14 protein-coding genes and 1 riboswitch are annotated in these 15,160 nt (G+C 65.0%); of the genes, 8 read left to right on the plus strand and 6 right to left on the minus strand.

The window, feature by feature from the left end; all coding sequences use genetic code 11:
* The first annotated feature begins 5 nt into the window (after window positions 1-5).
* Both HK353_RS14655 and HK353_RS14660 read left to right on the plus strand, forming a co-directional pair.
* Entirely contained in the window at window positions 6-617 is a 612-nt protein-coding gene (locus tag HK353_RS14655; protein ID WP_173157310.1) for a hypothetical protein, read from the plus strand.
* The gene (locus HK353_RS14660; RefSeq protein WP_217278497.1) at window positions 614-1,498 is read left to right on the plus strand and encodes a hypothetical protein; all 885 of its coding nucleotides are present in this window, start codon (window positions 614-616) and stop codon (window positions 1,496-1,498) included. The genes HK353_RS14655 and HK353_RS14660 overlap by 4 nt, the downstream gene beginning before the upstream one ends.
* On the opposite strand, the gene HK353_RS14665 is transcribed toward HK353_RS14660, so the two are convergent.
* The gene (locus HK353_RS14665; protein ID WP_217278498.1) at window positions 1,495-2,400 is read right to left on the minus strand and encodes a LysR family transcriptional regulator; all 906 of its coding nucleotides are present in this window, start codon (window positions 2,398-2,400) and stop codon (window positions 1,495-1,497) included. The two genes, HK353_RS14660 and HK353_RS14665, sit on opposite strands and share 4 nt — an antisense overlap.
* A 72-nt stretch (window positions 2,401-2,472) precedes the next feature.
* Between HK353_RS14665 and HK353_RS14670 the strand changes: the two genes are divergently transcribed.
* Both HK353_RS14670 and HK353_RS14675 read left to right on the plus strand, forming a co-directional pair.
* On the plus strand, window positions 2,473-3,435 hold the full coding sequence (locus tag HK353_RS14670; protein WP_173157314.1) for an EamA family transporter: 963 nt from the start codon (window positions 2,473-2,475) through the stop codon (window positions 3,433-3,435).
* Between the two features lie 24 nt (window positions 3,436-3,459).
* Window positions 3,460-4,656, plus strand: coding sequence for a hypothetical protein (locus tag HK353_RS14675; RefSeq protein ID WP_173157316.1), 1,197 nt, complete (start codon window positions 3,460-3,462; stop codon window positions 4,654-4,656).
* A 16-nt stretch (window positions 4,657-4,672) separates the two neighbouring features.
* On the opposite strand, the gene HK353_RS14680 is transcribed toward HK353_RS14675, so the two are convergent.
* The 4 genes from HK353_RS14680 to HK353_RS14695 all read right to left on the minus strand — a co-directional run bounded on the left by HK353_RS14680 (window position 4,673) and on the right by HK353_RS14695 (window position 8,729).
* The gene (locus HK353_RS14680) at window positions 4,673-6,154 is read right to left on the minus strand and encodes a phytoene desaturase family protein (protein ID WP_173157318.1); all 1,482 of its coding nucleotides are present in this window, start codon (window positions 6,152-6,154) and stop codon (window positions 4,673-4,675) included.
* Window positions 6,155-6,208: 54 nt separating this feature from the next.
* Window positions 6,209-6,901, minus strand: coding sequence for a TenA family protein (locus HK353_RS14685; protein ID WP_173157320.1), 693 nt, complete (start codon window positions 6,899-6,901; stop codon window positions 6,209-6,211).
* Window positions 6,896-7,001, minus strand: a riboswitch (TPP riboswitch). (Overlaps the previous gene by 6 nt.)
* 28 nt (window positions 7,002-7,029) lie before the next feature.
* On the minus strand, window positions 7,030-7,674 hold the full coding sequence (locus HK353_RS14690; protein WP_245396053.1) for a nucleoside/nucleotide kinase family protein: 645 nt from the start codon (window positions 7,672-7,674) through the stop codon (window positions 7,030-7,032).
* Between the two features lie 29 nt (window positions 7,675-7,703).
* Complete coding sequence (locus HK353_RS14695; protein WP_173157322.1) at window positions 7,704-8,729, minus strand: ATP-grasp domain-containing protein; 1,026 nt, start codon at window positions 8,727-8,729, stop codon at window positions 7,704-7,706.
* A gap of 123 nt (window positions 8,730-8,852) precedes the next feature.
* On the opposite strand from HK353_RS14695, the gene HK353_RS14700 reads away from it, so the two are divergent.
* The 4 genes from HK353_RS14700 (at window position 8,853) to HK353_RS14715 (ending at window position 13,091) form a co-directional block, all read left to right on the plus strand.
* A complete protein-coding gene (locus HK353_RS14700) occupies window positions 8,853-9,215 on the plus strand; it encodes a VOC family protein (protein ID WP_101546338.1) in 363 nt (120 codons plus the stop codon).
* Between the two features lie 47 nt (window positions 9,216-9,262).
* The gene (locus HK353_RS14705) at window positions 9,263-9,850 is read left to right on the plus strand and encodes a HutD family protein (protein WP_173157324.1); all 588 of its coding nucleotides are present in this window, start codon (window positions 9,263-9,265) and stop codon (window positions 9,848-9,850) included.
* A gap of 171 nt (window positions 9,851-10,021) precedes the next feature.
* Window positions 10,022-11,377 carry a hypothetical protein gene (locus HK353_RS14710; protein WP_173157326.1) on the plus strand — a complete coding sequence of 452 codons (1,356 nt, stop codon included), beginning with the start codon at window positions 10,022-10,024 and terminating at the stop codon, window positions 11,375-11,377.
* 235 nt (window positions 11,378-11,612) lie between these two features.
* Window positions 11,613-13,091, plus strand: coding sequence for a catalase (locus tag HK353_RS14715; protein WP_173157328.1), 1,479 nt, complete (start codon window positions 11,613-11,615; stop codon window positions 13,089-13,091).
* Here the strand turns inward: HK353_RS14715 and HK353_RS14720 are convergent.
* On the minus strand, window positions 13,081-15,081 hold the full coding sequence (locus HK353_RS14720) for an aconitate hydratase (protein ID WP_173157330.1): 2,001 nt from the start codon (window positions 15,079-15,081) through the stop codon (window positions 13,081-13,083). The two genes, HK353_RS14715 and HK353_RS14720, sit on opposite strands and share 11 nt — an antisense overlap.
* Between the last annotated feature and the right edge of the window lie 79 nt (window positions 15,082-15,160).

The following is a 15,160-nucleotide window of genomic DNA, read 5'->3' on the forward strand; positions in this document are numbered from 1 at the left end:
AGCGTATGGAAGAGAAGAAGCGCCGTCTCCTGACGAGCCAGGATCCCGCCGCTCAGGGGCCTGATCCCGCCCCATCGTCCGCCTCACGCACGGGCGAGCCCGGCTCGGATAAGTCCGGCTCCGATCGCCCCGGCACCGGGCCGTCCGCCCGGTCGAAACTCTCGACCCCGGTGAAACCGCTGTCGAAGGTCTCCATCGGCTGGCGCATCGTCGTTCCCGCCGTCGCGTTCGTCATCCTCACCTGCGGACAGTTCCTCAACACGAACGACTTCTTCCCGCTCGGATCGCTCACCCAGTACGCCACCGCCAAAGACCTCAACGGGACCGTCAACTCCACGTGCATCGAAGCCCAGTTCCCCGGCGAAGACGAACCGCGCCGCCTCGGGTTCAACGCCGCGACCGTCGGCATCGAACGCGGTGACGTCGAATCCCAGCTCGACCGGGTCATCGCCCACCCCGAACTCCTGCAGTCGATGGCCGACTCGTACATCCGGCTGCACCCGGACGAACCGAAACCCGAAACGATGGTCCTCTGCCGCACCACCACACAGCTGAAGAACGGCCTGGCCGTCGGCGAACCCGAACAGACGACGCTGGCGAAGTGGGAGGTCCGATGAGCGGCATCCCGACCCTGAGGTCGACCCCCACCGAGGCGGCCCCCACGAATCCGTTCCTCCGCTGGTTCATGCCCGAGGTCCCCCTCGCTCGGGTGGCCGTGTTCCGAGTCTTCATCTACCTCTTCATCATCATCGATGTGCTCACGATCTCCGGCGACGTCATCGCCCACGGCTGGACGCCCGAGTTCTATCAGCCGCTGTGGCTGGCCCGGTTCCTCCACATCCCGGCCGTCAGCGTCCTCGGCGCGCAGATCCTGCTCACCTTCATCATCGTCTTCTCTCTCCTCGCCGCCGCCGGAATCCTCCAGCGCCTCAGCGGCTGGGCCGTGGCGCTCAGTTTCGGCGCGTGGATGTTCTACACGCAGGGCTACGGTTACGTCGCCCACGATCATATGGCGCTCGTCATCGCCGCCTTCGTCCTGCCGACGGTCGGAACGGCGCGCTTTCGGGACGTCGGCACCGCCTCGGCGCGGGCCGGCTGGGCACTGCGCGTCGTGCAGATCGCGGTAGTGCTCACCTACTTCTACTCGGTGGTGATGAAGTGGATCGCCTCGGGCAACATCACCCACTGGGCCAATGGTGCGGTCATCATCTGGGCGCTCATGCGCCGCGGTGCCGAATGGTCGAAACCGTTCCTCGAGATGCCCGGCCTCCTCATCGCCGCGCAATGGGCGACACTCGTCTTCGAGTTCCTCTCGCCGGTTGCGCTGTTCCTCAAGGGCAAGTGGCTGTACGGGGCCGTGGCATTCTTCTTCGTCTTCCACCTCATGACGTATCTCGCGCTGGGCATCCACTTCCTGCCGACCGTCATCTGCTGGGCGGCGTTCCTGCCCCTGGAGAAGCTCGTGCCCAAGCGCTTCACCAGCATGGGCACCGCCTAAACCGCGGCGTCGTCGACCCGGCTGAGCGCGCTGATCACAGCACGTACTGCGACACGTTCGGCCGTGTCCGGACGCATCACGGCTACGATCCAGCGTGTCGTCGTCACCCCCGTCAGCGGCACCAGCGACAGTCCCGCATCGCGCGGCGTCGTGAACCGGGGGAGGAGCGCGACCTGGTCCGAGGAGGCGACGATCGCTTCGATGAGCCGGTTGTCCCGGATGCGTTGGACGACGTCGAGGTCGCGACCGGTGAGATGCTCGATCGAGGTGAGGATCGTGTCGAAGGGGTATCCGCGGGGCACTCCCACCCAGCGACAATCGACGACATCGTCCGGGGTCAGCTCGGCGCGATCGGCGAGCCGATGGTCGATGGCGAGGGCCACGTCGATGGGTTCGCGGGCGAGCGGGACGACGGTGAGTCCGTCGGTGCCCAGGGGTCGTTCGGCGACGAGGCTGTGTGCGACGACGATATTGACATCTCGGGTCAGTCCCGCGAATTCGTGCTCGGCGAGGTCGACATCGTCCATGCGCAGATCGATGTGCGGGTGATCTTCCCGCAGCCTGCGCAGCGCATCGGGGAGGAGGTGGGTGAGCGCGCTCGGCAGCCCGGCCAGGGTGATCTCTCCGACAGCTTCGCCGAGGTGGCCCTCCCATTGGGCCTGCACCCGGGCGAGCGTGCGGGCCACGTCCCGACCACCGTGGGCGAGCAGCCGTCCCGCGGCTGTGAGCGTGAGTCCGCGGCCGGCGGGCTCGACGAGAGCGTGGCCGATCTCGCTCCCGGCCTGCCTCAGCTGCTGAGAGACGGCCGACGGGGAGCGGTGGGTGACATCGGCGACGGCGGTGACGCTGCCGTATTCGTCGAACAGGCGCAGCAGCTCGAGATGTTTCGGATCAATGACCATGAAGGCATGCTACAGAGTCGATGAAGCACTCTGCGATTGCGCTTCATAGTTGTTGCGGTTGAGAATGGGGCCATGTCGTTCAAGCACTGTCTGCTCGCCGCCTCGGTAGCGGTGATGTGGGGACTGAATTTCCTCGCCATCGATCTCTCCCTGGCCCAGTTCCCGCCCTTCTTCCTCGTGGCTCTGCGCTTCGCCCTGCTCGCGGTCCCCGCGTTGCTCTTCGTACCGAAGCCCGACGTCAAAGCGCGGTGGATCATCGGCTACGGACTCGGCTTCGGACTGCTGCAGTTCCTCTTCCTCTACTGGGCGATGGCCGCCGGCATGCCCGCAGGCCTCGCCTCCCTCGTCCTCCAAGCTTCGGGCCCCTTCACGGTGCTGCTGGGCATGACGTTCCTGCGCGAGAGGGTCCGCGGTTCGCAGATGGCCTTTCTGCTCGTCGCGATGGCAGGGCTCGCCGTCGTAGGCTGGCAGCGATTCGACTCGAACGCGAGCTTCGTGCCCTTCCTCCTCACCCTCGCCGGGGCTTTCGGCTGGGCGATCGGCAATATCTGCAACCGGCAGGCTCACACCACTGAGCCGATCAAGCTGACGATGTGGATGTCCGTCGTCCCACCCCTGCCGATGCTGGCGCTCTCCCTCGCAGTGGAAGGACCTGAGAGGGTCGGGGCGTCGTTCGCGGGGCTGACTACCCCGACCGGACTTCTTGCCATCGCTGGCCTGATCTACACCACGGTCGTCGCGACGATCATCGGGTCGGGGGTGTGGTCGTGGCTGATGTCGCGCAACCCGGCCGGCGTCGTCGCACCGTTCTCGATGCTCGTTCCTGTGGTCGGGATGAGCGCGGCGTTCGTCTTCCTCGGCGAGCGAGTCAGCCTCGGGGAGCTGTGCGGAGCCGTCCTCGTCATCATCGGGGTCCTCGGAGCGGGCCTCAAGGCTGCGAAGGGGGCCCGAATTCTCGCCGCCGCCGAGGTTGCCGTGCCGGTGAGCGCGCAAGCGGAGGATTCCGACGCCAGCGATTCCATCAGGACCAGTTGACGGGCATTCGCGTAGCCTGAGGTCATGACCGCCGATGATGCGCCTCCGACTCTTCATGACGACCGCCTGTCCGTCGAAGATCTGCTCGCGTCCCCGCGGGGACGCTCGCTCGTGTTCGGGCTGGCTGTCGAGCAGGTCGAGAGTCTTCCGTGGACTCGCGATGAAGAAGCCCCAGGTGTGGAGGCGGTGGTGCGCAATCTGAGGTGCCTGTGCCCGGTTGCGCCGACTTGGAGTGTTGTTAAGGAAGCCATATCTGACGTAGTCGACGCTGCAGTGTATTGGCAGCCTCCTGATGATGACGATTGGGGGACCGCGGAAATCGGCGAGGTTCGTGAGATTCTGCGCCCCTTCGCCGAGACGCTCGTTTCCACGGGCGTGCTAGATGCCTGGTCGAAGCCACTCGATCCCGATGATCAATGGGCGCTGGCCTGGGACGACAAAGATCTCAATGAAGTCAATGGACGCCACACAGAACTGCCCGCGGTCTTCGACCTCGAGACGGGCCCGACGGATGCGAGCATAGAAATCACGCTGACCGATCTCTATCCTCCTCTCGACGGGCACGGAACGAGGCTTGCCTGGGGTTTGAGCGAGTGGCTCGCAGATGTCCTCACTACTGAAACTGAGTACCGTCACGATTTCGCCAAGAACCCGCATATGGAGCTCTCCGGCGAATGGTGGTCGACTCCGCCAGACGGGCTCTGGTCGTCGACGGGGACCTGGCCGGACGGAACCCTGATCGGCGTCGAACTCGTCGAGGACGATTTCGGTCTCGAAGGTGCCCGAGCCTGCCGTCTGAAACTGCGCCCGGATGCCCGCATCGCCGAGATTCGCGGACCTGAGGATTGGGCGGATCTGTGCCGGCGCTATCCGCTCGACGTCACCGCGCAGCGCCGCCACGTGTGGTTCGAGACCACAGGGCGCAAGGGTCGGTGGGTCATTCCCGATTGGTCACGGGCGGCCGAGGAATTCGACGGTGTACACGTGGGTCTGGCCGGCTATCTGCGCGCGGCCGGTGCGGTCATCGATGTGGCGGAGGGCCGCCTCGGCGAGGAACCGGAGACCGTCCCCACGGCAGGTAACACGGACGATCGGACAGCGAGTGTCCTGGCGGGCTGGCACCCGGATACGACGTTCTGGCTGAACAACGTCATCGAGGCCGTCATCGAGGTGGCCGAATGGCGCTATGACGGCGACGCTGATTGGTGGGTGCGGGGCTGAGTCAGCTGAATGAAAGTCAGTCGCCCGGGGACAGGCTGGGTGTCTCGTCGATGCCGAACCGGGTTTTGAGTGCCCGGCGGGCGGCGAACCAGCCGTTCATTCCGTGCACGCCCGGTGCCGGTGGGGTCGCCGCCGAGCACAGGAAGGCACCGGCCACGCCGAGGCTGTAGTTGTCCCAGCTCGTGCGCGGCCTGGCCATCATCCGGTAGAACGACACAACACCGGTGGCGATGTCCCCGCCGATGTAGTTCTGGTTGTGCCCGGCCATCTCGGAGGCGGGGATCGCGTTGTGCGCGACGATGCGGTCGCGGAAGCCCGGGGCGAAGCGTTCGATCTGCCGGGTGATGTACTCGGTCGGGTCGATCGGGCAGTCGAATGGGACGTGACAATACGTCCACAGCGGCCGCAGGCCGTTCACCTCGCGTGATGGGTCGAACACGGTGGGGTCGGAGACGAGGCACACGGGATCGGCCGGCATGCGTCCGTTCGTCACCTGCGCCTCGGCGGCGGCCATCTGCGCCCGTGAGCCGCCGACATGGATGGTTCCGGCGCGGCCCACCTCAGGGTCGGACCAGGGGACCGGCCCATTGAGGACGAAATCGACCTTCGCCGCGGCATTGCCCTGTTTGAACCCCCGCAGGCTCTTGTCGACCTGGTCCGGCAGCAGGCCGGAGAAGATCTGCGCCGCACCCAACGCAGAGGTGTCGAGCAGATAGGCGCGGGCCTTGGGCAGGTCTGTGACGTGGGTGATCGGGGAGTTTGCGTGCAAAGTTCCGCCGTGGGCTTCGAGATCGGCGACGAGGTGGTTGATGATCGCCTGGGATCCGCCGACGGGACCCGGCCAGCCTCCGGCGTGGGCGACCGTGGAGAGCATCGTGGCCGTGGCCGCGGTGCCCATGGCAGGCAGCCCGCCGATCGCGTGCGCGGCGACACCGGTGAACAGGGCCTGGGAGGATTCGTGGGAGAGCGGAATGTTCCATGCGGGGCTCGCCTGGCTCAGCAGTCGGAGACCGAATTTCACGATGTTCGCGATGCCCGGAACGTCGCGCAGGGTCTCGGGCACGGAGCGTTTGTCACCGAGGGAGAGCCAGATCGCGTCATCGACACGTTCGAGGAGCGGTGCGAAGAATCGCCGCCATTCGGGTCCTGCCTCGCCGAGGCGGTCGACCGTCTCATCGAGATCGTGGAAGGCCAGCGCGGCGGGCTTGTTATCCAGCGGTTGGGCATAGGAGATATCGGGAGTCGTCAGCTCCATGCCGCGAGCGCGCAGGTCGAAGTCGACGAAGAAGGGACTGGCGATGGCCAGCGGGTGGACGGCCGAGCAGATGTCGTGAGTGATGCCTGGGGCCAGCCCGAGGTCGAGGGTGCGGGCACCGCCGCCGATCGTCGGCTGAGCTTCGAACACTTCGACGCTCAGCCCAGCGCGGGCCAGGGTGACGGCGGCGGCCATGCCGTTGGGACCACTTCCGACGACGACTGCATCAACACCAGTGCTCATGTGGCCAGTCTAGGTCAGTGAGGTGGACGGCTGCGGAGTGCAGACCCTGGAAGCTCAGTTGTCGTACACGTTGTCGAAGAAGGCGCATTCGAGATCGACGGCGCGGCGCCAGATGCGGTTGAGGTTCTCGGCTTCTGAGCTCTGGTCTTCTTCCTCCGGGAACACGCGCTCGAGTTCGTCGACGAGGAACTGCACCCACCCGCGGAAAGCCTCGCCTCGGTGGAGGTCGATCCATCCTCGGTGAACCTGTCGCTGCGGCATTTCCTCACCGGACTCGGCCCAGTCGAGATAGAGCCATTCGGCGACGACGAGGACGACGAGCAGCTGCGGATACGGCGCCGAAGCGACGGAGTCGTCCATGAGATCGCGGAACCCAACCGTCGGGGCGGTTAGTTCCGGGTGGAGGTAATCGGCTGGATCGATTCCCAATTCGGCGAATGAGTCGACGAAATAGGTGTCCTCATCGGCGACGAGCATTCCCAGTTGTCGAGCGAACCGCAGCTTCGCCTCGAGTTCATCGGCGTGGGCGACGCACGCGCCGAGCATGGACAGAAATGACTCGAAGAACTGATAGTCCTGCACCAGATAGTCGCGCATCACGGCGTCGTCGATGCTGCCTGCGAAGAGCTCCCGGACGAATCTGTGGTCGACCGCCGCCGCCCATTGTCTGCTCGTCGAACTCATCAGGTCGGACACCGCTCCGTCAGCGGCCACCTCGATCGATGCACCGATGCCTGTGGTTGTCATCGTTGTTCCACTCCCTCCGCCGGTACTCACCGGATCAGGTTCAAAGGGTCTGCTCTCGCACTCTCAGCGCCTGTTGATCGGCGCTCCCCTGCAGCGGTTCGAGACTATCACCAAGGTAAGGAGAGTTGTCAGTAGGACCGGATCAGGTTCGGCCGGTACAGGTCTCGATTGTCGAATACCCATGTCGCCTTCTCCCGCGGAGACGCCTCAGAGAAGTACAGTCGTTGACCGCGGACATAGCGATGATTCGATGTGGCCTCGGGATCGGCATCGAAGACTCCGGCAAACCGCTCGTTCCCTCGTGGGACCGAGACTTCAAACGGAACATCGACCCACACGCTCGCATCCCAGAGATCCACAAGCTCGGGACGGTGGAGGAAGATTCCCTCGATGAGGAGGACACAGTCGTTCGGCAGAATCAGAGGCTCCGGAGCAATCGGCTGATCCTTGTCGACGTCCCACACAGCTGGAACGATCGAGCCGCCTCGTCGAAATGGTTCGACGACGGACTCGACGAATGCTCCGTAGTCATAGGAACGGCGATAGAAGGTGTCTGGCCCCGTGCCTTGGGCGTAGCGGATCGCCCGAGCGTGGTGGAAGCCATCGATGCTGATGGCGGTGACCCGGCGGCCGGAAACATATCCAGGTACGTCCGCAGCGGTTTTGGCCAAACTCACGAGCTCGTGAGCGAGCATCGTCTTCCCAGCCCCATCGACCCCATCGAGGGCAATGAGCGCACGTTGCCCCGGCCGGACTGCGCGGAGCTCAGCCAACAGGTTTCGTAGGGCCGTGCCCCGGGAACTCACCACGCTGCGGACCCGGCGGGGGATGCCGACTGTGGGGCCGCCTCGGCGAGGGTGTCCGCCACGTACTCCGCGATACGGTCAGCGGCAGACTGACGACCCGACGTCTGTTCGGCGGACTCGACCGACGGGTTGTAGTTCGTGTTCGTGTTGATGTCGTAGACGACCTGACGGCCGTCGGCGGTCTCGATGAACTCGACGCCGGCGATCTCGATGCCGAGGTCGGCCAACAGCGTCTCGAGCCGAGCGATGAGCGGTGTTCCGGCCGTGATCTCCTCACGGCGGTCGAACTGGGGGACCGCCTCGACGTCGGGATCAGCCCCGGCGCCCGGAATCGTGCAGGCATCGGCCGGGCACAGCTCGAACGACCCACCTGAGACGTCGACGCGCACCGCATAGTGGAAGCGTCCGCCGATGAACTCGGCACGGGTGATGAACGGCTGGGCAGGCTGCACATACTCCTGGACGAGGGTGATGCCGTCGATCGGCGCGTTCGCACCACCGGGCGCGAACTCGTCGGCGACCGCCTCGAGCTCGGCGTGGGAGTCGAAGCGACGCACACCGAGGCCCTTGCCGCCCTGATTGTGCTTCGTGATGAACGGGGGAGTGAAGCCGGCCGCGGCGTCGACGAGCGCCCGCGGTCCGAACGCGGCCGCTGTGCGCGGAACGTCGAAGCCCCGGCCGGCCAGCTCGCGATGCTGACGGACCTTGCTCACCTCGAGCTCGTAGACGTCGCGACCGTTGATGACTCGGCGGTCGGCGGCGGCGAGCCAGTCGAGGACGGCACGCCCGTACTCCTTCACATGCGGATCGGTCCGGGTGTGCGACGACGCAGACAGCCGCGACCAGAACACCCCCTGTGGGGGCTCGGCGGCGAGATCGATCGATGCGTCGGGCAGGAGCCATTCGACATGGGCAACAGCGAGGCGGTCGAGCGCCTCCGTGAACGGGGTGATCCATTCCGGATTGTCGTGGATGATGTGCACCGCCGCTGCATTGCCGACGGGCAACTTGTGAGAACTCATGGCGCACCTTTGCTCGGGGTGCCGGCGCGATCGCTCGCCCGGCGGATCTGCTCAACGATCCTACGCCACCCCGACTGTCGTTGGCCCCTTCGTCATGTCCGTGCTGCGGCGTAGACTCAGGTCATGGCTATCGCAAAGCAACCTGTGGTCGTACTCGATGCTCCCGACGCCGCCGAACTCGCAGAGTTCTACGGGCAGCTCCTCGATTGGAAGGTCGCGGTCGAGGAGGACGGCACCTGGGCGGAAGTCACCTCCGATTCCTGGCCCCCGCTGTGCATTCAGCAGGTCGAGGACTACCACGCGCCCAGCTGGCCCGGTCAGGCCCACCCGCAGCAGATGCACCTCGACGTCATCGTCGACGACCTCGATGTTGCTGAGGAGTCCGTGCTCGAGATCGGTGCGGGCAAAGCCCCCGAACAGCCGGGAGAGACGTTTCGCGTGTTCCTCGACCCGGCCGGTCACCCGTTCTGCCTGTGCAAAGGATGACCACACCATCACCGAGGCGGCCCCACCCGTCCGTGGTGTGCTGAGTTATGCGCGCGCTCGCCTCGTTTGCTGACCGTAATCCTGTCCTGTGGGCCAATGGTGCCGGTCAGACCACTGAGCTCGTCTCCCTGGCTGACTCCGCGCAGCTGACTCCGGGGCTGCGTCCTTGGCGGTTGAGCATCGCTCGACTCGAACATGTGGGCCCGTTCTCAGCGCTGCCCGGAATGGCGCGCACCTTCCTCCCCACCGCCGAGGTGGTCCTGGAGATCGACGGAACCGTGCACCCGGTGCCGGCGTTGCGCCCGGAACATTTCCACGGAAGTCAGGACGTGAACCTGGTCGAGCTGACAGCACCCTGTTTCGCCGTCAACCTCATGGTCGCCGACGACGGTATGGACGACTCCGCTCACGACACCGGCACGGGCACGGGCAGCGAAACCGAATGTGCCTGCGGCGAGCTGCAGATGGGCATCGGTGAGCAGTTCCCGGCCAGCAGATTCCGGTTTGTGCTCACTCTCGAAGCGGGGTTGGATCTCCCGCGTTTTCAGCTGCTCGAACTCGAGCCGGACGAGGATGCACCAGAGGAGGTCTCGGTGGCCGTCCTCCAGTCCGAAAGTGGCGACGCGCGCATCTGAGAGATCGGTGAGAACCGACTGTCCCGGGCGTCACATTCCTGCGTATCGCCCCAGGTGAAGGTGCCGTTTCCGAGCATTTCCATCAGGGCTTTCTCAGCTTCGGACGGGTAGTGTCAGGATCCCCGAACGTGCATGTTCGAGAATGGTTTCCCACCGGAAATTGGAGGAACTTTGACGGTCGGCGACAGCGGCAAGAACAGACAGCACGAACACAACGACGAAACTCGTCCGCCGGGGCATTCCCAGACCCTGCCGCTGATCACCGAAGAGATCGTCAGTTCCCACCCGGCCCCCGCGGCCGAACCCAGCGAGCACGTCGTCACCAAGGTGATGCCGCCCAACCCGATCCGCCACGACAACCAGGACGCACAGCGGCCGACGAAGACGCTGCCGGACACAGCCGCTGGCTCACAGACGACTGCTGCGGCCACAGCTGCCTCCCCGATCGCCGTCGCCGAAGCGGCAGAGACAGCCGAGGACAAGAAAGAGGAGAAATCCTCAGAGGGCCGGATCTCGGCCACTCAGCTGCTGGCGGGCGCCGGCGCCGCGGCGACCTCCTCGGTCATCGGTGGTCAGCTCGGGGTCGCGGGCACGGTCGTCGGTGCCGGAGTCGCCAGCATCGTCACCGCCCTGGCCGTCACTCTCTACGGTCGCAGCCTCGACAAAGGCAAGGAGAAGATCCAGGAAGTCGGGTCCAAACTCGCCCCGGCAGTCAAGGCGAAGATCGCGAAGAATCCCAACGAGAAGACCACTGCAGTCGATCCCTCACTCGCCGAGGATTCGGCTTTCGCTCCACCGGAACCCGCCGGCGGCACTGCGACCCAAGCCGCCGCCTCGGCGCCGGATGACAGAACAGCCGAGGACGGCGACGGCAGTGAAACCGAGAGCGAGCGCCGCTCCTGGTGGCAGAAGCTGCGTCGCAAACGGGTCCTCTACCCGTTGACGATCGGCGTCGCTGCCTTCGGAATCGGACTCGGTGCGGTCGTGATGGCCGAGAACTTCACCGAAGCCGATATCTCACCAGGCACCTCGCAGATCTCACGATCGGTGACCGGGCAGTCGACGCACGACGAACCCGTCACCGACGACGGGACCTCGGACTCCGGAACCAGCGGGGACGAATCGTCGAGCGGATCCGGGTCGGGCACCGACGGCAGTCAGAGCTCATCGAACAGCGGATCGAGCACGCAGAACGGTCAGTCCTCCTCGGCGGGGGAGACCGGCGCCGAAGGTGCCGCCGAGGGGCAGAGCTCACAGGGCACGGACACGACGACCGGCACGAGCGATTCCACAGGCAGTTCGACGAGCACCGACGGCACCGATGCGAGCAGCGGTTCCACCTCGACCGATGGCGCCGGCAGCTCCGGGGACACCAGCGGTGGGACAAGCAGCAGCACAGGCTCCGGATCCGGCTCGGATGGTTCGGGCAGCGGTTCCGGCAGCGGCTCGTCGGGTTCGGGCGGATCCGGAACCGGCGGTTCGACCGGCGGTTCGGGTGGTGGGTCGGCCGCCTCGGCGGAGGGGTGAGCCGGACGATGTCGAGGACGGGAATTTAGACAGCCCGCCCTAGGTTGTATGAAGCGGAGAACATCGCTAGGTTGAAACTAAGTCCGACAGTGTTCTGCCGAAGTCGGGATATCGAGACTGGGCGAACGGCGCTCAGCCGATCGATCAGCTGCACCGGCGGGAACCGCATCTCACCGGTGGCCGTGATCGCGGGCTGAGTGGCGCCGCCTCAAATCAAACGGTTGAAGGAGATGTTATGACGCAACATACAGATCATGAATATGCTGGCCACGACAGTACGAAGGCAACGACCACCGAGTCCGGTGCGCCGCGGGAATCCGATGCTCACTCGCTGAGCGTGGGCGCGAACGGGCCGTTGATGCTCCACGACGTGGCTCTGGTCGAGAAGCTTGCTCGCTTCGACCGTGAGCGAGTTCCCGAGCGCAGCCCCCACGCAAAGGGATCCGGCGCATTCGGCGAGCTCGAAGTCACCGAAGACGTCTCCAAGTACACGAAGGCCGACTTCCTGCAGCCGGGCAAGAAGACCCCGATGCTCGCCCGCTTCTCCACCGTCGCCGGTGAACTAGGCTCGCCCGACTCCTGGCGCGACGTGCGCGGATTCGCGCTGAAGTTCTACACCGAAGAGGGCAACTTCGACATGGTGGGCAACAACACCCCCGTGTTCTTCGTCCGCGATCCCATGAAGTTCCCCGACTTCATTCACTCGCAGAAGCGCCTGCCCGACTCCGGTCTGCGCAGCAACAACATGCAGTGGGACTTCTGGTCGCTCTCGCCCGAGTCGGCTCACCAGGTCTCCTACCTCATGGGACCCCGCGGCCTGCCCAAGAGCTGGCGCCATATGAACGGCTACTCCTCGCACACCTACATGTGGGTCAACGCCGAGGGTGAGAAGTTCTGGGTCCAGTACCACTTCCACACCGACCAGGGCGTGGAGAACATGAGCAACGAGGAAGCCGGTCGGATGGCGGGCGAGGATGCGGACATGCATCGCCGCGACCTGTTCGATGCCATCGAGCGTGGCGACTACCCGTCCTGGACGTTCAGCGTGCAGATCATGCCCTTCGAAGAAGCCAAGGACTACCGCTTCAACCCCTTCGACCTGACCAAGATCTGGTCGAAGAAGGACTACCCGCTCATCAAGGTCGGCAAGTTCACCCTCAACGAGAACCCCTCGAACCACTTCGCACAGATCGAGCAGGCTGCCTTCAGCCCTTCGAACACCGTGCCGGGAACCGGGCTCTCGCCGGACAAGATGCTGTTGGGCCGCGTGTTCTCCTACCCGGATGCACAGCGCAACCGCATCGGCACGAACTTCAACCAGCTGCCGGTCAACGCCCCTGTCACGAAGACGAATTCGTACGACAAGGAAGGCCAGATGCAGTACCACCACTCGGGTAATGCACCGGTCTACGCCCCGAACTCGTACGGACGTTCCTTCCGAGACGAGCAGGGTCCGGTCGACAACGGCTGGGAGGCCGATGGTGAGCTGGTTCGCAGCGCCTACAGCCTGCACGCCGAGGACGACGACTTCGGCCAGGCACACACCCTGGTCCGCGAGGTCTACAGCGAGGAAGAGCGCCAGGGTCTCATCGAGACCGTGGCCGGCGCTCTCTCCGACGGAGTCGAGGAACCGGTGCTGTCGAACGCGATCCAGTACTGGAAGAACATCGACGCCGAGGTCGGCGCGGCCATCGAAGCCAAGGTCAAGGGCTGACAGGCTCTGAGATCCTGAGCGCCTGACCGCTTGAGAGTTCGGCACGAGACGGCGGCCCGGAACTTCCACACCGCGGGAGTGTCCGGGCCGCCTTCTCTTTTCCACCAACTACCTGACGGGGCGACAGGCCATGGCGGAATTCGAACTTTCGGTTGGCCGCCTCGGCGGTGATCGTCGTCCCTTCGCCGAGCTCATCGCGCAGACCACGGAACTCAAGCACATCACCCTGGGACAGGGATTCGTAGTCGGAATCGTCCGTGAACTCGAGGGCGAGGACGCCGAAGTTCGCAAGGTTCTGCCAATGGATCCGCGCCAACGACTTCGCCACCACTACCCGCAGTCCGAGATAGCGCGGAGCGATGACCGCATGCTCGCGAGAGGACCCCTGACCGTAGTTCTCCCCACCAACGATCGCGTGTCCACCGTCGTGGTCGGCGGCACGGGTGGCATAGGTGCCATCGACCTGGATATAGACGAACTCAGAGATCTTCGGGATGTTCGACCGGTACGGCAGAACGCGAGATCCGGCGGGCATGATCTCGTCGGTGGAGACGTTGTCGCCGACCTTGAGCAGGATCTCCAGGTCGATGTCGTCGGGCAGCGGGTCGAAGTCCGGCAAGGTCGAAATATTCGTTCCCTTGACGAGCTCGACCGATCGGGCTTCCTGCGGTTCCGGAGGTGGAACGAGCATTTTGCGGTTCGCAGAGTACTTCTCCGGCAGCCGCACCTCGGGATAGTCCCTGTCGAGGTCGCGGGGATCGGTGATCTTCCCGGTCAGCGCGGCGGCCGCGGCAGTCTCCGGAGAACACAGCCACACGGCGTCCTCGTCGGTGCCGGAGCGACCGGGGAAGTTGCGCGGCATGGTGCGCAGACTGTTACGCCCGACCGCAGGAGCCTGGCCCATGCCGATGCAGCCCATGCAGCCGGATTGGTGAATCCGGGCCCCGGAAGCCACCAGTGAGGTCAGCCATCCCCCGGCTATGAGGTCGGCAAGGACCTCACGTGAGGTGGGGTTGATGTCGAGCGAGATCTGCTGATGAATCTGGCGGTCGGCAAGTGTTTCGGCGACGACGGCGAAGTCCCGCAGCCCTGGGTTCGCCGAGGAGCCGACGACGACCTGGAAGACGTCCTCACCGGCGACCTCGCGCACCGGAGTGACGTTGCCCGGAGACGACGGTGCGGCGATGAGCGGTTCGAGCTGCGAGAGATCGATGCTGTCGGTGAGATCGTATTCGGCACCTTTGTCGGCCTCGATGCGGGTGAAGTCCTCGCCTCGGTCAACGGCTTCCAAGTAGTCGCGGACGGCATCATCGGCGGGGAAGACCGTGGCGGTGGCGCCGAGTTCGGCCCCCATATTCGCAATCACGTGACGGTCCATGGCCGTGAGGTTCCGCAACCCGTCCCCGTGATATTCGATGATCTTCCCGACTCCGCCTTTGACCCCGTGACGACGCAGCATTTCGAGGATGACGTCCTTGGCTGAGACCCAGTCGGGCAAGGTGCCTGTGAGTTCGACGCCCATGATCTGCGGGGCGCTGATGAAGAGGGGTTCACCGGCCATGGCCATGGCGATCTCAAGTCCGCCGACGCCGATGGCGAGCATTCCCAAAGCGCCGGCGGCGCAGGTGTGCGAGTCCGAGCCGATGAGAGTCGTCCCGGGCTTGCCGAAACGGGACTGGTGGACAGGGTGGGAGACGCCGTTGCCGGCAGGGGAGAACCACAGACCGAACCGTGCCGCGGCAGAGCGGAGGAACTCGTGGTCCTCCGGGTTCTTCTCATCGGTCTGCAGCAAGTTGTGATCGATGTACTGCACGGACAGATCCGTGCGGATCCGGTCGAGGCCGAGCGCCTCGAGTTCGAGCATGACCAGGGTGCCCGTCGCATCCTGGGTAAGCGTCTGGTCGATCCGGATCCCCAGTTCGTTTCCGGGAGCGAGCTCCCCGGACTCCAGATGCGATCGGATGAGCTTCTGAGCAACGTTCTCAGCCATTGTCCGCCTCCTTCGGCAGTTCACGGATCCACCGAAACCACTCGGCTTCCGGTGGTCAATCCACGCTAGTCCTCGATCG

It is taken from the genome of Brevibacterium permense (genome assembly GCF_013280495.1).
Taxonomy (GTDB): Bacteria; Actinomycetota; Actinomycetes; order Actinomycetales; family Brevibacteriaceae; genus Brevibacterium; species Brevibacterium permense.